A 22,708-nucleotide genomic window follows, 5' to 3' on the forward strand; every position below is an offset into this window, starting at 1 on the left:
AGCCTCCTCCAGTCCTGCCCCGAGGCCTCTCAAAGGGAGGCTCTCCGCTGTTTTGGGCTGGTAAAGAGTGCGGAGGAGGACGTGAACTCGGCCAAACGGCGAGAAAGCATCGTTATAGGTCCCTCTAAGAATACAACACATGTTTTCCACGCTCCCTCTGGAGGAACGGCATGACCGTGAAATGTCCCATGTGTGGCAACGTGGAACAATGGGAAGGAAATGTCTTTCGACCCTTCTGTTCCAAGCGATGTCAATTGTTGGATTTGGAAGGATGGTTGAGTGAGCGCTATCGCATTCCCGATGCCGAAGACGATGGGTCGGATGAGACGAATTCCGAGGCAAGCCCAACATCTTCCGACTAGACCGTATATGGAGACCAATGTATGCCAAAAATGATTACGGCTAAACGTCATGAGGACGACACGGAAAAAGCCCAGGAGTTTGTCCGGACTAATATCCTGCTTCCTGCCAGTTTGTTGGGGTTGATTTCGGTCGTCGTCGGAGTGATCGCCTTAGGATTTCAGTTCTGGGCAGGAACGTATGGATGGGAAACCTTTACCTACAGCTCGGCACTCATCATCGCCGGCGTTCTTGTGGGAATCGTTCAAACCAAATACCAACAGTATCTTTTGCGGGAGTTTCCCGGACATTTTGCCAGTCGCATGAAAGCCTATAGCCAACGGTCGGTCCGCAAGGCTAAGAAGGCCATCACAGAGCATGACATTGAGCATCGAGGTCGTGGATTGGTTCCGCTCTGGTACTTTCTGGGGATCTTGATGTTTTTTGCTCTTTCCGGCTTAGCTGTGGCCACGGGTTTTATGCAGCCGGTCGCCGCGTTTGCTCTGCCCTGGGCAGGCTATTTTTGGGCAAAGTTATTTTTTTGGAAAGGGGTGGTGTTGCTGCCGGAACGCAAAAAGAGATGAAGCCCCAGGGAGAAATGAAGCCCTACGGCTGCCGGGTCCCGGATCCGCTCTGGCGGATTAGGGCTTTGAGACTGAACGACGTTTGACAGATGGGGACTTAGATGCAGATTGGTCCGTGAGCAGTGATTCAAGATGTTGGACCTGTTTTTGAAGAGTCCGGAGTTCCTTGCGTAATTCGGGGAGTTGGTATTGAAGGACCTGTGACCGTCGCCAGATGCCATGGTCGACCGCCGGCCGACCACCCACGATCTGTCCGGATTTCACATTATTGGTCACCCCCGAGCCGGCCGCAATTTTCACTTGATCACCAATGGTGACATGATCGACCAGGCCGGCCTGGCCACCCACCATGACGTGGCGGCCTAATGTGGTACTGCCCGCAATTCCTACCTGTGCGACGAGAATGCAGTCTTCCCCGATTACCACGTTATGGGCGATCTGCACCTGGTTATCGATTTTTGTCCCGCGCTTAATAACGGTGCTCCCAAAGGTTGCCCGATCCACGGTCACATTGGCCCCGAGCTCCACGTCATCTTCAATGATTACATGACCCAGTTGGGGGATTTTATGATGACGGCCTTCATGTTGCACATAGCCGAACCCGTCGCTTCCGATCACGGTGCCGCTATGGACAATGACGCGATTGCCGATGACACACTTGCTCAGCAGCGAGACATGGGGATACAGGATACATTCGTCCCCGATTATGGCATCGTCGCCAACATGAACCCCGGGATGGATGGTGACCCCGGATCCGATGAGCACGCGGTCTCCAATGGTGACGAGCGCGCCAATTGAAACATCCGGCCCAATGCGCACATCGAGCCCGGAGACGGCACTGGGGTGAATGCCGCGTGGTGGAAGAGGGGGTAGGAAAAATTTCTGGGCCAACGTCGTGACGGCGATCAGCGGATTCTGGACAACTAATTGTGGTCGAGGATCGTCTGGAATAGGCTCTGTCACAATCAAGGCGGCAGCCTGTGATTGACGCGCTGCTTTTTCAAACGAAGGCTTCAGGACAAAGGAGACATCTCCGGAGGAGGCTCCTTCAAGGTGGGAGAGGCCGGATATCAGAATGTCAGAGGATCCGTGAATGGTGGCGTGAATGGCTTGGGCTAATTCCTGGAGAGGAATATTCACGGATCGTGAGGAAGACGATATCGTCATGTGCGGGATTTTTTGGAAGTGGGACGGCTTTTGGGTTTTTTGACAAGTGGAGTCGGGCGTGAATTCTTGGCCAACGGTGTGGCTTGAGGGCGGGAGAGGGCGCTCCCTTGCCCATGTATTCGTTCATCCAGATAAAGGATGACCGCGCCGATGGTCGTCAATCGCCCGAAGTCCTCATCGGGTATTTGAAGATCAAAAGCCGATTCAACTTCATAGACTAATTCGATGGTTTGCAGCGAGTCCAACCCCAAATCATCACGGAGCGAATCTTCCGGATGCAGATTTTTCGGATCGCGTTGAAGGTATTTACCGAGGGTGTGGTAGACCCGTTGACTGAGTTGAGAGGACTTGTTGAAGGAAGGTTTCATGAAAACTTTTTTAAGACCAAGACTGCATTGTTACTTCCGAATCCGAAGGCATTCACCAAGCCCACCCGAACGGGTCTTTTTTGTACCTTAGTAGAAAGTCCCGGCAAGGCACAATGGGGATCTGGGTCATCATAATTCACAGTGGGATGTATTATACCAGTTTGAATGGATAAGGCCGAGACAATTGTTCCGATCGCTCCGGCCGCTCCCAGTGTATGGCCAATGAGCGATTTGGTGGCATTAACCAGGATGGTATTGAGGCGTTTTCCGAATACCGCCCGTAACCCTTTGACTTCGACATCGTCTCCCACCACGGTGGATGTCGCATGGGCATTTACATAATCAACCTGTGAGGGCGAAACCCCCCCGTCTTTCAATGCCAGAGTGACAGTTCGCGCAATATCGGAGCCGTCCTCTCTGGGGATCACCATATGATACGCTTCGCTGGTGGCGGCATATCCGGCCAGTTCCGCATAGATTTTCGCTTTTCGACGGGTCGCATGGCGAAGTGATTCCAGGATCAGGGTGCCGGCCCCTTCGCCCATCACAAATCCGTCCCGCCCTCGATCGAATGGCCTGGAGGCCTGATCGGGGTGGTCATTATATTTGGTGGATAAGGCGCGCAATGAGCAAAATCCGGCAAAGACCAACGGGGTAATGCTGGCATCCGCTCCTGAGGCAATGACGACATCTGCCTGGTTCAGGCGAATGGCCTGCATGGCTTGTCCAATTGAATGAATGCTGGAGGAGCAGGCTGTAGAAATGGTGAGATTCGGGCCCTTTGCCCCAAAAGCCAACGCCAGAATGCCCGAGGCGGAGTTAAGCGTGATGGTCGGGATAAAGTTCGGGTGGACCCGATGTGGCTTACGAGACTGATAGAGGGTGGTGAGTTCACGTTCTCCCATCATCATGCCACCCATGCCCACGCCGGCCATGACTCCTATCCGTTCAGCCGGCTCCTTCTCAAGGTCTAGTCCACTATCCTGGATGGCTTCCCGTGTGGCCGCAAGAGCAAATTGTGCATAGCGGTCCACGCGCGATGAAAATTTATCTTCTGAAGGATCCGGAAGGCGAAAATCGGAAACCTGCCCCCCAACCCTGGAGCGATAGGACTCCATGGGAAAATCCCCGAAAGATGAGATCGCCGTTATCCCCGTTTTGCCCTGAAGGGCGGATTTCCAAAACGTAGGGACGCCAACCCCGATTGGGGAGACGATGCCAAGCCCGGTAATGACCACGCGCGCTGCCATAGCTTGCTCCAAAAAAGAAGACTCTAACCTACCAGAACAGTGTTCAAATAGGGAGGGGGCAGGGAGCTATAAATTCTGTATTTATGCTCTTTTTTCCTCATATCGACCTCTTAAGTCTACGGAGTGGAGGAAGAAAAGGATAAATGAGGCCCATGGGGATTTGAGATGAATAAATCCATGAATTGCCTAAAATGTGAGCATGTTGACTGGGGTGGGTACGCGGAAAATCATTGAGCCGCTGTTAAAGATTTCCCACATTAAAGGAAATACGGCCAGGGCTCATCAGGATCTCTTTGGTACCTCCCGAACCATCCTCGTGCGGGAATGTTGGATTGACACGTCCATATTCACCGCCTAACGTATTGTCGAACATGAGCCAGAAAAGAGTGCCCCAACTTAAGGGAGGCACGCGAATATCAATCATTCAGAGGCTTGAAAGGGGAGAGGGGGAAAATGAGCAAAAATGAACTTGTCGCCCAGTTACTTGCAGCGAAAAAAGCCTCAGGAAAGACCTACGATCAGCTAGCAGCAGCCCTCGGGCTGTGTAATGTCTATGTGGCCCAGTTATTCCGATTGCAGGCGCAACTCAAGAAGGAAACAGAAGTAAAGCTGGTCAAGCTGGTCCCGGGACTCACAGGGAATTTGCTTGAGGCGATGCGGGAGTTTCCCATGCGATCCTATGATCCGTCGGTCCTGCAGGAGCCACATATTTATCGCATGACAGAGGTTTGCGCCCATTATGGTGAGTCCATTCTCGACATCATGCACGAGCAATTCGGTGATGGGATTATGTCGGCGATAGATTTTAAGCTCACTGTCGAAAAGATCAAGGGCGACAAAGGAGAGGACCGTGTTGTCATGACTTGGAATGGAAAGTTTCTGCCACACATCGAACAGACGGCATAACGGGGAGGGACGTGATGCCCTAAAAACAGGGGGTGCAGAACAGGAGCCCATGGTCAATTTTGGTCTATATGAATGTAATGTAATAGTTTAGTTTTAACTTTAAGTTGCTTGGCCGGCGATTCTCTTTAAACAAAGTTTAAAGGGGATTTATTACCATTGGGTGTTCATGGAAATGAATTAAATTATGATCTTAATGAAATGGATAATAACCTTTGTGGTAGCGGCAAATGAAGATTTTTAAAAGTTGGTAGTTAAAGTTAAATGTAATGAATAACTTTAATTTTTATCTCAGCGAAAATGGGGTTGAGATAGAACCTATGTGTTATAAGAAACATGATGATGGGATGATGTATGGTTCAACGTAAACGCTGAGAGTTGGCTGAGGGAAATTAACTACCGGTGGTTTTCTCTTCCCCACACAAACCCATAGGTCGCAAGCGTAAAAAGGACAACGAGGAAGCCAAGCCAAAATTGCATCTCCGGGGTAAGGCCTTGGGGGTAAATGACGGGCAAGACATAATGCTCAAGAAATCCTCCGGTATATCCCGCCTCATCGCCGGCCTGTCGGAGCCGGTTTTCCAGGGGCGTAAGAGGGCAGATCCACCCCCCGAATTCCAAGGCCGCCGCCCAGAGTGCGGCGGGAAGATGAACCCATGGGATCCAGCGCCACCAGATGGTGAGAATTCCCCCGAACAAGACGAAGGCAATGAAGGCGAAGTGGATCAGAAGTACCAATTCAGCAAGGACTTGCCAAAGCATGTTGAGGACCTCGATTGAGATGGTTTCCGGCAAATCTCAGATCAAAAATGGATCGAGCGGTCAGACAAAAACGCCTCCTTGTTTCTGACGGGATGGTCCCATCCTGATTTTCTCAAGAGGGAATAGGGCTCCTTCTGCAGAACAAAAAATGAAAAGGGTCTTCATGATTCGTGGAACGGGAGAAAAACATAACCCCATCATGGGGGTGTAAAGTATCAATTGGAGGCCGGTCTGTCATTGCAGTCAAGACAGCGCAAAGGGAGGAAAAGGTTGTGAAGCATCATAGCGTATTTCCCGGAACCCCGCTCGCTTCGCAGGCATATCGGACGGCAAGCATGGGGCAAGAACTCATTTGTGATCTACGCACCCTTCAGAGGATCGGCCCCCACGCCGGGAGGCGATTCTGGGCGAGTTGCTTTGGAGGGGTTATCCTGGGATTGCTATGGATGGGAGCGGTCATTCCGTTGGCCATGGGCAGCCATAAAGGTGCCGATGAACACCATGTGGTTTCGGATTCCGGAATCGAACAGTCGGTGGGACATGCCATTGCGGGCGCCCCGTTTCAGATTTATCTTTCCGAAGGGGGCGGGACGGATGAACAAGGTAGCCGGAAACAAGCCAGGGTCGATGACGCGCTCCAGACGGTTATTGGGGCGTTCAACCATATGATGGCTCATCGGACCGACTATGCCAGATTTGATGAGGCTCTAAGCAAAGGGGCGCTGCAAAAAGTCATCATTGAACCGAAGGTCGTGAACCGGGATGGCAAAGAGTTTTTGATACTGGTGGTCCGCACCGCACAACCCAATCAGGTCAAGCTCCTCATCAGCGCATCCGGGCTAGAAGAACAAGGCTATCTCAATCATCCGGAACAACTGGTGCCGGTTCTGGCTAGAGAATTTCAATGGGTTGTGAGCAAAAGCGACACGACGCCGAAACGTCAAGCGAAGGAGCTTCCCAGCGACCTTAAGCAGGCCCCGATCAAGACCAATCAAGAGATTGCAGAATTGTCAGGAGAGGAACGTGACCATGTGCTTCAAGCCTTGTTTCGCACCTATTTAACCACTACCGACCGGTATAATAGTTTGGAGGGGCAATCCTATTATGAAACCGGTTCCACCACACGGATTCCCCCGGCCCAACCCGATTCCACCACCAAGTTGTATGACATTCGGGTGCGTGAAGCCCTGCAAAAAATTGTGCGAGAACCATACTTTCAGAAACAGACTCCAAAGGCGGTCAGGAGTCTGCTTAATGGGAAAATATGGAATGTGGCGTTCGCGGACATCCATAATCGCGATTGGGCCACGCGAACCCGGGTGGTCCCCAGAGAGCAGTCCATCACAGTAGGCGAACAGGACAAAACCATTCAACCGGCCATGGTGTTGATCAATATTCACCGATCGGCCTCGCCTGATGATCCTTTTTTTGAAGAGACGAGGGGGCTCCCCATGGGTGCCCTGCCGGCTGAAACCTTGGCACGGGTCATCGCCCGGGAAATCCAGGACAATATCACGGAGAAGTCGATGCGCGGCCATGTAGCCCAGGATGAACTCTCCGCCCCCTAGTGATACGGACGGCGCTCACAATTGTCTTTTTCAATCTTTTCCTGCCCTCTTCGCAGCCTCGTATTATGCAGCCAAATCTCCTCCTTGTTGCGTTCAGCTAAAGTTCCGACGCTGGTGCTCCGATAGAGTATTCGGCGTAACTTCACTTCCATCTGGTACCACCACAAAAAAAAAGTAAAAACGGAGTTCCTGTGACTGGTTATAACAACTGGCAGCTTCCCTATATGAGCCAGGGAATCTCAGTGAAGTGCATCAATCGGAGGAGTGATCGTAGGAAAAAACGAATAAGTCAGGCTTTCACAGGCCTCGCTTGTCGGAGTGAAAACTCTGTGATACCGTAAATCCTATCGTGTAAGACCTCTTTTTTTCCGGGGCGACAGGCCCCTCGCTATGGAAATAGGGACTTACACGATTTTTTTGTGCAAATCCTCCGTGGCCTCCTGAAAGCAGGAACAATCCCACAAGGATCCAGGAGTTGTGTGATAGGGAGTGTTGAGTCATACGTTTTACCAAGGGCAAATGCGCCCATGATCATCTGGGAGATCAGTGTCTTCGGGCCGGTTCAAAAAAGTCCGTCCAGTCCTGTCCTGAGGCCTCTCGAAGGAAAGGCCACAGTCATTTTTGCGAGCGGAGCGTACACGAAGCACGTGAGCACGGAAAAATGGCGCGAACGCCGCTGGCGGCTTTTTTCAACAGGCCCTGATAGGGCAGCAATGGTTGTCGGAATGGGCCGATACCTGAATAGGTTGAATCGTCTGCGTAAATTATTGGTGGTGTTCTCGTGAAAAGAAAGAAGAATACGTGATGGTCAAGATAATAAAAAAAATTGTTGGCAAACTCGGTGAAGGTATCAAGAATGCCTCCGACATTGGCTATCATATTGTGATTCTGTGTCTGAGTGCGGGGATTGCGATGTCGCTCCCGACCGCGGCCAGAAGTTTTCTGACCTATTGGACAAGGGTAGAGAAGGAAAAAATGTCGATCGTGGCCTTGGAAATAGGTGTCGCGGCCTTACTGATTGTGGTGATGACCTATATCCGGAGGAGTTGGCAGGATCGGAAGCTGGCCAAAATGGCCATCGATGCGGGCTTCGTGTCATTTTTCCCCAAACGGGCGCGACGGGCCGAAGATGGGATTCGCAAACTTCGGCAGACCCAGGGGCGTGGCCGGACGGTCCTGGTCATCGGGTCAAGCGGGTATGACACCTTACGTGATCAGGTGGGGGACTTATCGACCATTCTGGATAAATGCCTGGGAGCCAACATCATGCTGGTGAACCCCTTTAGCCAGGGTGCCAGTGCACGAATCCGGGCGATTGCCGATCCGTTGATGTCGATTGAAAAATATCGGGCGGGCGTCAGGCAAAGTATTGAATTGCTCAAACGGCTTCAGGGGGTTGGGAAATCCGTCAAACTGAAGCTCTATTCGGATCCTCCGCTTCTGAAATTGGTCATTCTTGGAGACTATCTCTGGATGCAGCATTACCATACCGATCTGGATATTCAGGAGATGCCGGAATATGTGTTGCGGCACAACGCAAATGATCACGGGCTGTACACGTTGTGTTATCAATATTTCATGCAGCGATGGGAACAGACCGACATACCGGAATACGATCTGGTTACCGATGAGCTGGTCTATCGGGATAAAAATGGCAGAGAAGTCAGAAGAGAGCAATTCTGGTCTGATGATGTCCCGCAGAGCATTGACCAGGGGAAAGAGATCCCCGTGCTGGCCCCAACGCCACACACGCCCATGACCCGTCCGGTTCTGGAACATGCCATGTGTCGAACAACGACTGAAGTTGTACGATCGCATTTCTGACCGTCTGAATAGAAAATCTCCCAGCTCCTCCCAACCAAGGCTCGGACAAAAGACTCGTTTTCTTTCATCCGACGCCTGCCGGCTGGCCCCACGGAGGGACGCTCTTATCTGCTGGCGGGCCTTGTTTGAGCCTGGCGAGTTGGCCCGCCCTGCTCGAGCAATTGTCCCTCCGTTTTAATAGAGCTAGCCGGAGCGAACCCTGGAATTCCCAAGCGCCAAGAAAAAAAGAACGGCATCTTGAAGCGAATGGAAACGTCACGGGGAGAAATGACTGCGTTAACGTGAAGCTTAACTGGGATGACTATCGTGGCAAAACCTAACCACCCCCATGAGATAAGCCGAAGAAATTTCGGCTTCATCGACGAACCCAAAAATTATCAAAGATAGATACCTGACATCTTACCTTAAACTCTTAACAGTAGTTTTGCTTCATTATCGTACTGGAGTGTCAATGAATGATTCCTGACTTTTTTAAGATCCATTTTCTATTTAGAACTGCGCGACTTTTCCAGGCCCCCAATCATCCAGAAAGGGTGCAGATAATTCCGGCGTGGCCACTGTAAGTAAGTGATGCTGCATTCACGTATGGCAATACGCGAGGAGAGATAGTTCTGTGTTTGTTGCGGAAGTGACGCATACCACTCAGGTGAGAGCGCGACGTTCTCGCTATTATCCAAAGCGGCATGGAGGACGGACGACGTCAAATTGCCTGTCTCGAGGACTGACTCGAAGAAGCGATTAGGTGCACTGTTAGCCGAATCTAGCTAAGAGAAGATCGCCGCTCCACCTTGTTGTAGAGGCAATATAGATATAGCCAGATAACTCATCTCGGCCTCGAAGTTTTCGTAGGGTTGTAGCTGATGACCATTCATATCGTGAAAGGGCTGAAAGACAAAGCAGGCTGCGATACTAGGTCGTTTGGGAAAGAGGACGGCATGGTGATGAAACGATCCCAGTTCGCAATGCCCAGATAGGCGTCGAGCTTGGACTTGAAGGCCTCTATTCCTTCAGCGCCTCTGAGAGGCTGCTTGATAAATAAGAATCTCGGGAGTGTAGGCAAATGACTCGGTAATGCCGTGGATCGATCCGATCTGTTCGGGCGTAGGAGGATTCGCATTGCTTTCGCTTGAGATAGCACTCCCGCGGTAGCACGGTAGACGAGGGAAAGAGTTGCTTTCGCGAGAATCGAAATAGCTCGTTCTCGAGGCAGCTGAACAATGCCGCATCGTGTTTTGCGCAGAAGCCGTTAAATACTGAAACGTCACGAAGACCAAGCCGCCTTTATCGGTATCATGTGCATATCAGGCGAAATAGGCCCCATGGAGTCCTGGCATAGACATGACCCCTTTCACTTATTTTTCGCAGGACTGCTTCACGTGACAGGGTGTGAAGCCGCCACAATCCCACCTGCGTGGTCTGGGTATGGGGCCATGCAGACTTTTTGTGCTGAAGCGCCGACGAAAGTCAGCTATAAGGTTTGCTGCAGCCTTCGGGTTGTGAAGGTCGCCAAGGAACATTTGTGAATACGTCTAGCAATCGCCATCAGGGCGGCGGTAACCTCCGTTCGGTTACTTGCAGGCTAAGGGTCTTTGGGCTTTGTCCCATAGAATGTACTTAGGATTGATAGCAATCGCTGAATAGTAACTCGACTGAAGTCTGGAATTCTAGATTGCCCTCCTTATTATTGGTAAGTCCGACGTCGAATGAGGCGATTCTCTCGAGTTACCAAACTTCCCACCATGGTGAGGAGTAGGGCTATTACAAATTCCAACTCTTCAAGCTTGCGGATGTTCTGTAAAACGATTTCGGGCCTTGACTCTTTATGATCTGCCAAATCGATTTTTAAATTAAGCTTCCACTGTAATTGATTTCCATAGAGAGAGTCCTCACGCTCCTCCAAAGTTGAGGATAGTGTCTGGCCTATGCCCATAAGTGTAACAGGTCATGTCAACATCAATGGCGTCGTTAGCCAATTTTGGTTTAGCATTTCTGCCAACTGGCCCAGAAGATAGATGTTCCACGTCCCTGAACGATAGTCCTGTGCCCGAGACATGTGCCAAGCGCACATTTCGCACATTCTCTTGCAGTTCAATTTCTCGTTTAATTTCCTCGATCCAGTCCTTTATTACCTTGTCGGGTGAATTGATTGCTTGAAGCGCTTCGGAGAAACTGACGGATACGAATCCAGGTGAAGCGATCGCTGCGGGGAGGGTGAAAATACTCACCCTTCCCCAGAGTAACGAAGAAGTAAGCTTCACAGGCTGGCCATGCTGAAGCATATCGGATTGTCTGATAGCTTTCCTGCGATGCCCCACTTTCGTAGTCATCAACCTTGACTTCAAATAGTATCTTGGGAACTTTATTCCCATCCTTGTCACAGGTGAGCACCGCAAGATCAACGGAATTCCATTCCCTGTGTGGGATAGGTTCTGATGGAACTGAAGTCCCAAGGGAATGCAGGAAGGATTCGAACGGTTCACGATTCCCCTCTCGATGCAGTTCGCATAGGTAACTGATCATGCCGGTGTGAACCTTCCCAAGTGAATAGCCGAGCGACTGAATGAGATTTGCCACAATTTATCTTTTTTTCACGTAATAATATTTAGGCGGATCCGGATAAGAGCCGGATCCGCCAATTTCTATGCCTATTCAATCTTTTTTTAGCCCTCCAAAGCCCATCAACCGGACCAAAATAATCAAGAGTGATTCTTGGTGAATTGCCGAAATTAGTCAAGTTGATAGCTCTGAAATGACACCTGAATGTGTGGCGAATATTGATGACTGTTTCCCATAAGTGCGAATCTCGGTGAGCATTCATCTCCCCTGACCTGACGCCTGCCGGCTGGCCCACCGGAGGGACGCTCTTATCCGCTGGCGGGCCTTGTTTGAGCCCGGCGAGTTGGTCCGCCTTCCTAGGGATTGGCGTCCCTCCGCTCTTAATGAAGCCAGACGGGGCGTCAATGGTTTTGGCCACTTTTGCCGAAACAAAAGTGGCTCGGCTGCCGGGGCGAAACCCGGCAACATCGAACATTACAATGCCACGAAAATTAGCTATATAAGTAAGATGTGCAAACCTGCTAGCGCTTTTTCCCAGGCATGCCCCAAATTAAATTCCCGATATACATCATCAAACTGTCCAGGTTCATTCCCGGATCACCATCCCTTTCGTTCCTTTGCCGAAACTTTTCAGAGTTCAACTGTCACGCGCAGGAAAGTCGCCGAAATCAACGTGGAATCCTTACGCGTGCTTTGATTTTGACTATTGAACAAATCCTCCAGTTCCTTCTGCAGGTCAGCGGCGCGGCCATTTTTTTCTGCGGCTTCAAATGCATTCATAGTTGGCCCGTAGTATTTTCTGAATTCATCAACGAATGCCGAGGGTGCCATGGGAAAGTTGAACGTAAACGTGTCGCGCGCAAAGGATATCTTCTCGGCTGGAACTCCCGCACCGGCAAATCGTTCGATCACGTGGGTCTCGACCCCCCAGGTCATCGGGCTGACGAAGCCTTCCGGTGGCGGCGGCGTATAGCTGGAGCTGATTTTCAAAATTTGGGCTACCAGGCTCGGATCATTGGGAATCCAATTACCCATCACGATCCGACCGCCCGGCCGGGTCACGCGCACTTTCTCCTTGGCCACCTCAAACGGATTCGGCGCAAACATCGCACCAAAGATACTCACGACGAGGTCAAAGGTCTGATCGGGCAACTGGTGCAGATTGGACGCATCCCCTTCCTGAAACGTGCAATTGGAGAGGCCATGTTCCCTGGCCCGCTTGTTCCCGGCTTCAACCAGGTTCCGCGCGATGTCCACGCCCAACACTTCCGCTCCGAGTTTTGCCGCCGGCAAGGCCGTCGTGCCATCCCCGCATCCGAGGTCCAGAACCTTGAGCCCTCGTGTGATGCCGAGTCGCTGGACGAGTGCCTCACCGCTTTCTCGCATGGTGTCGGCAATGCGCGTAAAGTCCCCTTTTTCCCAAAGTGCTTGATTTGGATTCATTGGTTCATTCCTCTCTATCAACGAAATGGGGCCTAGGTTCGACGCGTTGGTATTTACAATTTTTTAGTGTCCCAATTTCTTTCAGTTCGGGCAGATCAATTTTTGGGCAATGGATGAAATTAGTCAAGGTGGATCGCTCCGCAAAGGTAATTGAATGAGTCGAGAGGTCAGTGGTGGACCAAAGAGTTCTTCCCCTTGGTCCGACGCCTGCCGGCTGGCCCACCGGAGGGGCGCTCTTATCCGCTGGCGGGCCTTGTTTGAGCTCGGCGAGTTGGTCCGCCCTTCTAGAGTTCGCGTCCCTCCACTCTCATGAGGCCAGACGGGGCGTCAATGGTTTTGGGTCCTTTTGCCGAAACAAAAGGACCTCGCCTGCCGGGGGGAAACCCAGCAACATGGAACATCACGCTGTCACCAAAGGAAGGTTTTTACGACGTATGCCCTTACTCCTCGTCGAGACTAGGGCGAAAAAGGTACGGTCCATAGACAAGAGCGAATAGCAGATAGCCGCCGCTCCAGATCATCGCCGACAGGCCAAGCACCAGAGATGTCGAGAGGTCAGTGCCCGGACCATAGATCCGCAGCATCGCACCCAGGTTCACCAGACTGTAGATCATGACCGTCATGGGACCTGCATGCCGTGGACGCCCGGTATGGCCCAGGCTGGCGCGGGTCATAATAGCCAGGGTCATCGAGCCCACGGCTCCGGTCGTGAGCACGTGCACCGCATCCTCCTGGCGCAATCCAAACCCTAGAATGGCCGCTCCCAGGATAAGCAGCGACATGGCTAGCCACCCATAACCCACGTGCAGGATGAGCACCAAGGGTTCACGCCAGGTGATCCAGCCGTACCAGCGCCACAGACGAAAGAGATTCATCAATCCGACTACGACCAGGAGCCAGCCCGTCACCAGTGCCTGTGGCTGGGCCGTCCAGGCGATAGCGGCGATGGCGGCAAGAAGGATCGACGCACCGTCGAACCGGAAAAAGGAGGGAGGTTGTTGGGGCATGCCGCCCTCGCTCAGATAATCGAGTGTAAAATTGGGAATGACCCGCCCACCGATCAGCGCTAACAACATAATGATGACCGAGAGCGCCATACGCTGAGGGAGATCCGTCGCCGCGTCGCTTAGAGCGCGGACGTGAAAAAGCAGATTGGCGATGGCATAAAGACTAATCAACACGCCGATCGGCGAACGATCCCACGCGTTCCCGATCGCAATTTCCCGCCAGACAATGATGGCCAGGATGATGAGAAAGGCGACGTCAATGATGGCGCAGATAAAGGGTGGAGGCCAGGGGATGGCGATGACCAGGCGTCCTGCCAGCCACAATGCCCACAGCACCATCAGCGGTAATCCTTTGATCGGAGGACGGTCCGTCCAATTGGGCATGGCGGTGAAGAGAAAGCCCGCGATTACGGCCGGAAGAAAACCGAAGATCATTTCATGCACATGCCATTCTCGCGGGACATACAGGAAGTTGGTGTTGTCGGCTCCGGAAAGAATCATGGCCCAGATCGGGAGTGCCACGCCGGCAAAGACGGCCGCACTCAGAAAAAAGGGTCGAAATCCATAGGAAAAAAATGCCAGTTTCTGAATGCGGGATTCTTGGTTCGTCGGGTTGCTCATAGGATCGCGTATTCTGAGGGGTTGCTTGTCATAGGGGTGCGGTCATCATGGGTCGCCAAGTAAATTTGTAGCTCATTGGATAGTGGTGGAAGTGAGTCGCGTCGGATGACAGTGAGAGACCCTCAAAATGCGAGAATTGTTCAAACGGTGAAACCCTCGCCAGGTATCATCCCGAGTGCTTCGGCGAAGGGTCTGTGGCCAGGTTAGGGATGTCACGGCTTAGCCAGATTCTTCGTTGCACTCAGAATGACAAGATCTCTCGGGACGTTGGCGTTTTATACCTCGGGCAGTAACCAGATATTGCATGAACACGTCATAACTTAGTACGGCCCATACCAGGTGGTCATCCTGAGCGCTTCAGCGAAGGATCTGTGTCCAGGTTGACGCTGACACCGCTCAACCGGATTCTTTATTTCATTTGGAATGACAACGACTGTTACCTGCAACCTGAGCCAAGCTGTGGTTATCATTTGGGATTCCGCTGGACTAGGATGCCGCTCCCAGGACCTTGGTAATCAGGGCCTGCGCTTCTTCCTGAATCTGCTTGAGATGCGAGTCGCCTCGGAAGCTCTCCGCATATATTTTATAGACATCCTCTGTTCCGGACGGACGGGCGGCAAACCATCCGTTCTCCGTCATGACTTTCAGCCCCCCAATGGCACTGCCGGTTCCCGGGGCCGAGGTCAGAATTCCGGTAATCTTTTCTCCTGCGAGTTCGGAGGCCTGAATCTGCTCTGGCGCGAGTTTTTTCAGAATGGCCTTTTGCGCGGGTGTGGCCGGGGCATCGATTCGCTGGTAGACCGGGACGCCCAGTTCCTTGGTGAGATCAAGGTAGAGTTGGCTTGGATCCCGCCCCGTCCGGGCCAACATTTCTGCCGCTAGGAGATCAAGGATGATGCCGTCCTTATCGGTCGTCCAGACGGATCCGTCATGACGCAAAAAGGATGCGCCGGCACTTTCTTCTCCACCAAATCCGACGGACCCGTCAAGCAGCCCGTCCACAAACCATTTGAACCCGACCGGCACTTCAATCAGACGCCGTCCTATCTTGGCGGCTACCCGATCGATCATGCTGCTACTGACCACCGTCTTCCCGACTGCAGCATCCTTCCGCCAGCCGGAGCGCTGGGTAAAGAGATACGAAATAGCCACTGCGAGATAGTGGTTGGGATTCATCAGCCCCGCTGTGCGCGTGACGATTCCATGCCGGTCATGGTCGGTATCGTTGGCAAAGGCGATATCGAAACGGTCTTTTAAGGCAATTAGTCCGGCCATGGCATAGGGTGAGGAACAATCCATGCGAATCTTCCCATCCCAGTCCAGATTCATGAAGCGAAAGGTCGGATCCACGCCTTCATGCACGACCGTGACCGGGAATCCGTACCGCTCGGTAATGGGTCCCCAATAGTCCACGCCTGCTCCGCCGAGCGGATCCACTCCGATGGACAACCTCGCGTTGCGGATCGCCTCCATGTCGATCACGGCGCCTAGGTCACCTACATAGTTGCCGACATAATCATGTTTGTGCGTGGTCGAGGCCCGGCGCGCGCGCTCATACGGAACGCGTTGGACCCCGCGCAGGTCATCGGCCAGCAACGCGTTCGCCTGCTTCTCGATCCAGGTGGTCACATCGGCATCAGCCGGTCCGCCATGGGGCGGGTTGTATTTGAAGCCACCGTCTTCAGGCGGATTGTGCGAGGGCGTGATGACAATCCCATCGGCCAAACCCGTCTTTCGACCACGATTGTAGGTCAGGATGGCATGGGAAATAACCGGCGTCGGGGTGTATCCGTTGTCGCGGTCTACCATCACGACCACACCATTGGCGGCGAGTACTTCGAGCGTGCTTGCCAGGGCAGGTTCCGAAAGCGCGTGAGTATCCATGCCTAAAAACAGAGGGCCGTCAATATGCTGTTGTTGACGATACAGGCAGATGGCTTGGGTGGTGGCCAGGATATGCGCTTCATTGAAGGACAGCTTCAATGAGGAGCCGCGGTGTCCCGATGTGCCGAAAGCGACCCGTTGCTCCGGCACCGACGGGTCTGGCCGTCCAGTGTAATAGGCGGTGACCAGCCGGGGGATGTTGGCGAGCATGGTTGGCTGGGTAGGGTTTCCTGCAAGGGGACTGACCTTCATGGTGATCGCTCCGCGTTCAGTAATGGATGTATGTGCTATCTCCTGCTTTCAGTGAGAGGAGGCATACCTTACCGAGATTCATCGGAGGATTCAAAGCCTTCATTCTTTCTCATGCCGACCTGCGGTGTCCCGGAATCGGATGAAGACTTCGACTCCGTTTTGGATGTGTTCTGTATGCCATGAATCCTCAACGAAGGCATGGAAATATCAGAAGTCATGGCCGTCTTATCAACATCTTTAAAGAAATTCTGTGGATAAGAAAATCATTGACAGCGTATTCTTTTTCACGGACATCAATGGGCATCGGTATGAAGGCACATGTCAAGAAAAAAATACTTTTTCTACCTTTACTCCTACGCCAAAAAACCTACACCACTTCCTGTGGGGGCATAAAAAAATCTTTATACAATGCTTAAAACAGAGGCAATCTGCTCATTTCCTTTTTATTCCTTAGAAAATCACGCGAGGCACGACAGTATTCACCAGGTTATTCACAAAATTTGGGGATGAAATTTTTTTCTCATGGTCTGCATTTTGCCTGCCCCAAATATCAAAGGTTTTTGTGTGATGACTGCCATTCGCGAGGAGCCCAATGGATGATGGTGCAAATCATCTCAAAAACAATTCCCACCCTTGTTCGTCTCCAACTTTTGCACCAATCCTTAGTACATTCGATAGAAGATAATTGTTGATGTGCTCCAGTTCTGATCATACCTAACATGACAAGTTGGCCACGGCCTTGCCTGGTGGGAGTGGTCTTCAAATGTGCGATTGTCCCATTGAAGGGTTTACCCTGCACGGGTCACGCCTCATTTCTATGAAGAGCTATGCCACAACGATTTACACCATGCCTGTTTACACAATGCACCTCATTGATAGAATAAGCCGTGCCTCGCAATTATTCCTCCGCCCTTTCCTGCTTGCTCGACGCACGGCGTTTCACCGTTTTTTTCCTGCAAACCCGCCGCCAATGCCGTGCCGGAGGTGGGCGTGCCATTGTTGATGAGAATACATTTGAGCCTTTATCACAGATGTTTCCGCTATTGGAGAATCAGCCCCCATGGACTCCTTTGAATCCTTCATAGCGACCGTAGCCGGATGGGTGTGGGGCCCGCCCATGTTGCTTCTGTTGATCGGCACCGGGTTGTATCTGACCATTTTGCTGAAGGGCTTGCAGTTTCGTGTCCTCCCGCATGCTCTGAAGCTAATTTTTCACAAAGAACCGGGTGGCAAGGGAGACATCAGCCATTTCGCCGCGCTCATGACGGCCTTATCAGCCACGGTGGGTATCGGGAATATTGTGGGCGTGGCAGCGGCGATCACGCTCGGCGGACCCGGAGCCGTCTTCTGGATGTGGATGACCGGCCTGGTGGGCATGGCCACCAAGTATGGCGAAGCCGTGCTGGCAGTGAAATATCGTGAGCAGGGGGAATACGGGATGCGTGGCGGGCCCATGTATTATCTAGCTAAGGGTGCCGGGCTGCCCTGGTTAGGCTGGCTCTTTGCCTTGTTCACGGCCTGTGCGGCGTTTGGCATCGGCAACATGACGCAGGCTAATGCCGTGGCCGGCATTCTCGAGTCGACCTTTCAGGTCCAACCCTGGATCACCGGCGTGGTGTTAATGGGAATGACCGGGCTGGTGATATTAGGCGGTATTACATCCATTGGCCGGTTTACCTCGGTGCTGGTGCCATTCATGATCGTGGGGTATGTTACGTCAGCCCTGGTCGTCCTAGCCCTGCATGTGACGGAGATCCCACAAGCCTTGGCCAGTATCGTTTATCACGCGTGGAACCCGATTGCGGCAGGAGGCGGGTTTGCCGGTGCTACGATGGCCGCCGCCATGCGCTATGGGTTGGCGAGAGGCGTGTTTTCGAATGAATCGGGTTTGGGCTCCGCGCCCATTGCCGCCGCTGCTGCCCGGACAGACGATCCGGTCCGGCAGGCCCTGGTCAGTATGACGCAGACCTTTATCGATACCCTGGTTGTCTGCAGTATGACGGCGTTGGTCATTCTGACTGCGACTCCATGGACACAAGGCATCGATGCGGCTCAACTCACCAGCGCCAGTTTCGGTGAAACTCTGGGCCACACGGGAGAACTCGTTGTCACTCTTTCCATCACCCTATTTGCCTATTCGACCTTGATCGGGTGGAATTATTATGGGGAGAAAGCCATTGAGTATCTGATGGGGCCAGGGGTGATTGTGATTTACCGGGTGATCTTTGTGGCGGTGGTGCTGCTCGGCGCCACGTCCAGGTTGGAAGTGGTTTGGAATGTCTCTGATGTCATGAATGGCCTGATGGCCATTCCGAATCTCATCGGATTACTACTTTTGGCAAAGATTATTAAACAGGAAACGGGACGCTATTTTAACCACCGGCCGGTTCTGAAACGAATCCCGGCAACAAAGAGCGATTAAGAGCGACTTTTCGATTTCAACCTCCCACGCGATTCCCGGCAGTGCCTATCGGGTATCCATCTCTCGACGTTCCTTCCAAACCTTTAGGAGCCCGCAATCCATCCCCCAAGCTTGAGTAAGGCATAGGGGGCGAGGTAAAAGGCCAATACCGATACCACCACGCCTGTCACGGCCCCGGACAATCCTTTCACCAACACTCCAGCCAAGGGCAACAAAAACACGATCAGGATCATGGCAAGTGCGATCCCTTTGTGGCGTTCATAGAAAGCGGTGCGTCGATCACGCTTGAGGGAATCGGAAAATGAAAGATGGGGAGTCAGAGCCATTGCGCCAGTATAAAACAAACGTGGACCCATTGGGCTAGTTTTCTTTTCATGTTTGCAGAGAATTTTTTCTTTATCCAAGAGGGAAGCTCCTGGAGGGGAGAGGCTGTTGTTTTCATGGTGGCGGTAAGGGAAGGATAAGAAGAAATAAATCCCGACTATTCATTGGGAGCCTGACCAGTATGAGTGGTGGGGTGGATGGTGACGACGATGGATTTGGATGTCGGCGTGTTGCTTTTGTCTGCCACGCTGTCGATGGGGATGAGCACGTTGGCTTCCGGGAAATAGGTCGCCGTGCAGGTGCGGGGAATAGGGTAGGGAACCACGACAAATTGTGGTGCCGTTCGCGTCCGGCCTTTGTGGTGGCTGATGATGTCCACCAGGTCTCCTTTCGCTAAGTGACGCTCTTCCATATCACGCTCATTCATGAACACCACCCGTCGTCCGGATTTGATGCCCCGGTACCGATCATCCAATCCATAGATGGTGGTGTTGTATTGGTCGTGACTGCGAATGGTCATCATGAGCAATTGATCCGGTGCCAGGCGAATGTCCGGAATCGGGTGGACGGTGAACCGTGCTTTTCCCGACGGAGTGGGAAATTGCCGGGCATCCCGGATCGGATTGGCGAGATAGAAGCCGCCCGGTTTGTTGACGCGTGCTGTGTAGTTATCGTGCCCGGGGACGACCTGGCTGATGAGATGACGAATCTCGTCGTAATCGTGAATAAGCAGGTCCCAGTTGATGTGGTTCCCCGGCCCTTCTTTATTTGCGAAGGTGGCCTTTGCGAGGCTGGCGATAATATCGACTTCACTTTTGAGCAACTCGGATACCGGCTCGAGTCGTCCCTGTGAGGTCTGGACCACCCCCATGGTGTTTTCCGTGGTGACATATTGAGGGATATCATCTTGAAGATCCTTGTCGGTGCGTCCAAGCGCGGGCAGGATCAGGGCCTCGGTTCCGGTGACTAGATGGGCCCGGTTGAGTTTGGTGGAGATGTGGACGGTGAGCCGGCAGCGGGAAAGCGCCTGCGCGGTATAGGCTGTATCCGGCGTGGCCGAGAGAAAATTGCCGCCGAGGGCGATGAAGACCTTGGCCTTTCCTGCATGCATGGCCTTGATGGCTCGCACCGCGTCGTGACCTCTTTTGGTGGGGGGCTGAAAATGGCAGACCTTTTCGAGTCGATCCAAAAATTCCGGAGTGGGGTTTTCGGTGATGCCCATGGTGCGATCCCCCTGCACATTGCTATGCCCACGGACGGGGCAGGGGCCAGCGCCTGGTTTTCCGATGTTGCCGCGCAACAGGAGGAAGTTGATAATTTCCTGCATGTTGGCGACCGCGTTTTTATGTTGGGTCATGCCCATGGCCCAGGTACAGATAATACTCCTGGCTTGTTCAGCGATATCCGCAGCCTTTTGAATGTCTTCGCGTGGAATCCCGCTGCCTTCCTCAATTTTTTCCCAGGGTATGTTCCGTGTGATGGTGGCGAAGTTGTCGAATCCTTCGGTGTATTCCTGTATGAACGGCAGGTCGAGAATGGTGCCCGGATTCTTTTCCTCCCGCATGAGCAGTTCCTTCATGATGCCCTTGAGCAGGGCGACGTCGCCGTTGATTTTGATTGGGAGAAACAACGTGGCGATTGGCGTTCCCTTACCCAGCCAGCGGGTGACTTCCTGGGGATGAATGAACCGGGTGGTCCCGGCTTCGGGAAGTGGATTGATGCTGACAATCTGACATCCTCGCCGGGCGGCCTGCTGAAGAGTGGCGAGCATACGCGGATGGTTGGTGCCCGGATTTTGTCCCAGGATGAAGATGGCGTCGGCCTTGTCGAAATCGTCGAGCGTGACAGTGGCTTTGCCGATGCCGATGACTTCTTTTAACGCCACGCTGCTGGACTCGTGGCACATGTTGGAGGAATCGGGCAGGTTGTTGGTGCCATAAAGCCGCGCGAAAAGTTGATAGAGGAAGGCGGCTTCGTTGCTGGTGCGCCCGGATGTGTAGAAGATGGCTTCGTTGGGATCGTCGAGGTCATTGAGGTGCCCGGCGATGGTGTCAAATGCCGTGGCCCAGGAGACGGGATGATAATGCGTATCCTCGCTCCGCTTGATCATCGGACGGATGAGGCGTCCTTGCTGTCCGAGCCAGTAATCCGATTGTCTGCCCAGTTGCTCCAGAGAAAATCGTTGGAAAAATTCTTTCGTGATGACGTTGGTGGTGGCTTCATGGGCGACAGCTTTGACGCCGTTTTCACAAAACTCAGTGATAGCCCGCGTGCCATCGGGATCAGGCCAGCCACACCCTGGGCAATCAAACCCTTGCTTTTGATTGACCGTGAGAAGGGCCTGGCCACCTCGCAGAATGCCGGGTTCGTGCGTGGTGTGTTTGAGGGACGTGAGAATGGCGGGAATGCCACCGGCGCTCCTGGAGGGCGCGTCAAGTTGAAGGTCGTGAGAATCTTCGATCGGGATTTCCCACGTCGGGATTGAAGGGGCTTCCGGTATGTCGCGTTGTTCGTCCACCTGTCTCCTCTAGTTTTTGAGCCTGGTGAGCTTGAATTCGTCCGGAGTCGTGATAGACCGTCATGCGTTGATGGTCTAAAAACCCCACCAGGGTCATGTTGAATTCTTCTGCCATCTGCACCGCGAGTGTGGAGGGTGCGCCCACGGCGGCAACAAACGGGATGCCGCCCATGGAGGATTTCTGCATGAGTTCGAAGCTGGCCCGACCGCTGACCAGCACCACATGGTGATGCAGGGGAAGCTGATTATTGATCAGGGCCCACCCCAGGACTTTATCCAACGCATTGTGCCGTCCGACATCTTCCCGCACACAGAGCAGAGTGCCTTTCTCATCGAACAGTCCTGAGGCATGACATCCTCCGGTTTTCTGAAAGAGTTGTTGCTCGGCGGCCATGCGTTCCGTCAGACCGAATAACATGTCCAGGGTGACGGAAGGGGAGGAGAGATGTTTAATGGTTCGGCCAAATGGATTGTTGATTTTGAGAGCCTCGATGGAAGTTTTGCCGCAGATCCCGCAACTGGAGGTGGTATAAAAATTCCGGTCCATCGTGGCGGTTGTCACCGACACGTGAGAATGCAGCTTCACTCGCACAATATTGTGAAAATTGTGCCCCTCCACGATTGGTCCACAGGGGCGAATCTGTTTGATATCGTCCCATCCGGCGACAATCCCTTCGGTAAACAGAAATCCCGCGGCCAGTTCCATATCCTGTCCGGGAGTCCGCATGGTGATCGAAACACTTTTCCGTTGGGGCTGGCCGTTGGCCCAATACTCCAGTCGAATTTCAAGTGGTTCTTCGATCGCCAACTGATCTGGTCTGGTGTGCGCAAATGGGCAGGCGGAATCGGGGGAAAAGAGCGTGTGCTGAGTCGAATAGAGTTTGGTTGCCATGCCCCAAACCTCTTTATCGTTTAT

General features: G+C 52.8%; 17 protein-coding genes. 6 read left to right on the forward strand and 11 right to left on the reverse strand.

Annotation, left to right across the window (positions count from 1 at the left end; all coding sequences use genetic code 11):
- The first annotated feature begins 170 nt into the window (after window positions 1-170).
- Together yacG and H6750_05545 are read left to right on the forward strand one after the other, a co-directional pair.
- The gene (gene yacG / locus H6750_05540) at window positions 171-362 is read left to right on the forward strand and encodes a DNA gyrase inhibitor YacG (GenBank protein MCB9773772.1); all 192 of its coding nucleotides are present in this window, start codon (window positions 171-173) and stop codon (window positions 360-362) included.
- 21 nt (window positions 363-383) lie between these two features.
- On the forward strand, window positions 384-923 hold the full coding sequence (locus tag H6750_05545; protein MCB9773773.1) for a hypothetical protein: 540 nt from the start codon (window positions 384-386) through the stop codon (window positions 921-923).
- A 57-nt stretch (window positions 924-980) separates the two neighbouring features.
- Here the strand turns inward: H6750_05545 and lpxD are convergent, their stop codons facing one another.
- The 3 genes from lpxD to fabF are packed head-to-tail and all read right to left on the reverse strand — an operon-like array spanning window position 981 to window position 3,708.
- The gene (lpxD, locus tag H6750_05550; protein MCB9773774.1) at window positions 981-2,090 is read right to left on the reverse strand and encodes a UDP-3-O-(3-hydroxymyristoyl)glucosamine N-acyltransferase; all 1,110 of its coding nucleotides are present in this window, start codon (window positions 2,088-2,090) and stop codon (window positions 981-983) included.
- Window positions 2,087-2,458 (reverse strand): acyl carrier protein, encoded by a 372-nt coding sequence (locus H6750_05555; GenBank protein ID MCB9773775.1) that lies wholly within the window; start codon window positions 2,456-2,458, stop codon window positions 2,087-2,089. Before H6750_05555 ends, lpxD begins: the two co-directional genes overlap by 4 nt.
- On the reverse strand, window positions 2,455-3,708 hold the full coding sequence (gene fabF, locus H6750_05560) for a beta-ketoacyl-ACP synthase II (protein MCB9773776.1): 1,254 nt from the start codon (window positions 3,706-3,708) through the stop codon (window positions 2,455-2,457). Before fabF ends, H6750_05555 begins: the two co-directional genes overlap by 4 nt.
- Before the next feature lie 453 nt (window positions 3,709-4,161).
- On the opposite strand from fabF, the gene cynS reads away from it, so the two are divergent.
- Window positions 4,162-4,614, forward strand: a complete 453-nt coding sequence (gene cynS / locus H6750_05565; protein MCB9773777.1) for a cyanase — start codon at window positions 4,162-4,164, stop codon at window positions 4,612-4,614.
- Between the two features lie 393 nt (window positions 4,615-5,007).
- Here the strand turns inward: cynS and H6750_05570 are convergent, their stop codons facing one another.
- A complete protein-coding gene (locus tag H6750_05570) occupies window positions 5,008-5,373 on the reverse strand; it encodes a DUF2784 domain-containing protein (protein MCB9773778.1) in 366 nt (121 codons plus the stop codon).
- Window positions 5,374-5,645: 272 nt separating this feature from the next.
- On the opposite strand from H6750_05570, the gene H6750_05575 reads away from it, so the two are divergent.
- A complete protein-coding gene (locus H6750_05575) occupies window positions 5,646-6,941 on the forward strand; it encodes a hypothetical protein (GenBank protein MCB9773779.1) in 1,296 nt (431 codons plus the stop codon).
- 804 nt (window positions 6,942-7,745) lie between these two features.
- Window positions 7,746-8,765, forward strand: coding sequence for a hypothetical protein (locus tag H6750_05580; protein MCB9773780.1), 1,020 nt, complete (start codon window positions 7,746-7,748; stop codon window positions 8,763-8,765).
- A gap of 1,886 nt (window positions 8,766-10,651) precedes the next feature.
- On the opposite strand, the gene H6750_05585 is transcribed toward H6750_05580, so the two are convergent.
- The 4 genes from H6750_05585 to H6750_05600 all read right to left on the reverse strand — a co-directional run bounded on the left by H6750_05585 (window position 10,652) and on the right by H6750_05600 (window position 16,528).
- Window positions 10,652-11,092 carry a hypothetical protein gene (locus tag H6750_05585; GenBank protein MCB9773781.1) on the reverse strand — a complete coding sequence of 147 codons (441 nt, stop codon included), beginning with the start codon at window positions 11,090-11,092 and terminating at the stop codon, window positions 10,652-10,654.
- Window positions 11,093-11,951: 859 nt separating this feature from the next.
- Window positions 11,952-12,764 (reverse strand): class I SAM-dependent methyltransferase, encoded by an 813-nt coding sequence (locus tag H6750_05590; protein ID MCB9773782.1) that lies wholly within the window; start codon window positions 12,762-12,764, stop codon window positions 11,952-11,954.
- 440 nt (window positions 12,765-13,204) lie between these two features.
- Window positions 13,205-14,392 carry an NnrS family protein gene (locus H6750_05595; protein ID MCB9773783.1) on the reverse strand — a complete coding sequence of 396 codons (1,188 nt, stop codon included), beginning with the start codon at window positions 14,390-14,392 and terminating at the stop codon, window positions 13,205-13,207.
- Between the two features lie 486 nt (window positions 14,393-14,878).
- Entirely contained in the window at window positions 14,879-16,528 is a 1,650-nt protein-coding gene (locus H6750_05600) for an alpha-D-glucose phosphate-specific phosphoglucomutase (GenBank protein MCB9773784.1), read from the reverse strand.
- A 1,060-nt stretch (window positions 16,529-17,588) separates the two neighbouring features.
- Here H6750_05600 and H6750_05605 point away from each other — a divergent pair.
- Window positions 17,589-18,950, forward strand: coding sequence for a sodium:alanine symporter family protein (locus tag H6750_05605; GenBank protein ID MCB9773785.1), 1,362 nt, complete (start codon window positions 17,589-17,591; stop codon window positions 18,948-18,950).
- Window positions 18,951-19,033: 83 nt separating this feature from the next.
- On the opposite strand, the gene H6750_05610 is transcribed toward H6750_05605, so the two are convergent.
- The 3 genes from H6750_05610 to fdhD all read right to left on the reverse strand — a co-directional run bounded on the left by H6750_05610 (window position 19,034) and on the right by fdhD (window position 22,684).
- Window positions 19,034-19,306, reverse strand: coding sequence for a hypothetical protein (locus H6750_05610; GenBank protein ID MCB9773786.1), 273 nt, complete (start codon window positions 19,304-19,306; stop codon window positions 19,034-19,036).
- Window positions 19,307-19,431: 125 nt separating this feature from the next.
- Window positions 19,432-21,774, reverse strand: coding sequence for an FdhF/YdeP family oxidoreductase (locus tag H6750_05615; GenBank protein MCB9773787.1), 2,343 nt, complete (start codon window positions 21,772-21,774; stop codon window positions 19,432-19,434).
- Window positions 21,707-22,684, reverse strand: coding sequence for a formate dehydrogenase accessory sulfurtransferase FdhD (gene fdhD, locus H6750_05620; protein MCB9773788.1), 978 nt, complete (start codon window positions 22,682-22,684; stop codon window positions 21,707-21,709). Before fdhD ends, H6750_05615 begins: the two co-directional genes overlap by 68 nt.
- Window positions 22,685-22,708 lie beyond the last annotated feature (24 nt).

Source organism: Nitrospiraceae bacterium (assembly GCA_020632595.1).
In the GTDB taxonomy this organism is placed as follows: domain Bacteria; phylum Nitrospirota; class Nitrospiria; order Nitrospirales; family UBA8639; genus Nitrospira_E.

Excerpts from the sequence above, each read along its gene's own strand:
- yacG (MCB9773772.1), top strand. The coding sequence starts at position 171 with ATGACCGTGAAATGTCCCATGTGTGGCAACGTGGAACAATGGGAAGGA.
- H6750_05545 (MCB9773773.1), top strand. The coding sequence starts at position 384 with ATGCCAAAAATGATTACGGCTAAACGTCATGAGGACGACACGGAAAAA.
- lpxD (MCB9773774.1), bottom strand. The coding sequence starts at position 2,090 with ATGACGATATCGTCTTCCTCACGATCCGTGAATATTCCTCTCCAGGAA.
- H6750_05555 (MCB9773775.1), bottom strand. The coding sequence starts at position 2,458 with ATGAAACCTTCCTTCAACAAGTCCTCTCAACTCAGTCAACGGGTCTAC.
- fabF (MCB9773776.1), bottom strand. The coding sequence starts at position 3,708 with ATGGCAGCGCGCGTGGTCATTACCGGGCTTGGCATCGTCTCCCCAATC.
- cynS (MCB9773777.1), top strand. The coding sequence starts at position 4,162 with ATGAGCAAAAATGAACTTGTCGCCCAGTTACTTGCAGCGAAAAAAGCC.
- H6750_05570 (MCB9773778.1), bottom strand. The coding sequence starts at position 5,373 with ATGCTTTGGCAAGTCCTTGCTGAATTGGTACTTCTGATCCACTTCGCC.
- H6750_05580 (MCB9773780.1), top strand. The coding sequence starts at position 7,746 with ATGGTCAAGATAATAAAAAAAATTGTTGGCAAACTCGGTGAAGGTATC.
- H6750_05585 (MCB9773781.1), bottom strand. The coding sequence starts at position 11,092 with ATGACTACGAAAGTGGGGCATCGCAGGAAAGCTATCAGACAATCCGAT.
- H6750_05590 (MCB9773782.1), bottom strand. The coding sequence starts at position 12,764 with ATGAATCCAAATCAAGCACTTTGGGAAAAAGGGGACTTTACGCGCATT.
- H6750_05595 (MCB9773783.1), bottom strand. The coding sequence starts at position 14,392 with ATGAGCAACCCGACGAACCAAGAATCCCGCATTCAGAAACTGGCATTT.
- H6750_05600 (MCB9773784.1), bottom strand. The coding sequence starts at position 16,528 with ATGAAGGTCAGTCCCCTTGCAGGAAACCCTACCCAGCCAACCATGCTC.
- H6750_05605 (MCB9773785.1), top strand. The coding sequence starts at position 17,589 with ATGGACTCCTTTGAATCCTTCATAGCGACCGTAGCCGGATGGGTGTGG.
- H6750_05610 (MCB9773786.1), bottom strand. The coding sequence starts at position 19,306 with ATGGGTCCACGTTTGTTTTATACTGGCGCAATGGCTCTGACTCCCCAT.
- fdhD (MCB9773788.1), bottom strand. The coding sequence starts at position 22,684 with ATGGCAACCAAACTCTATTCGACTCAGCACACGCTCTTTTCCCCCGAT.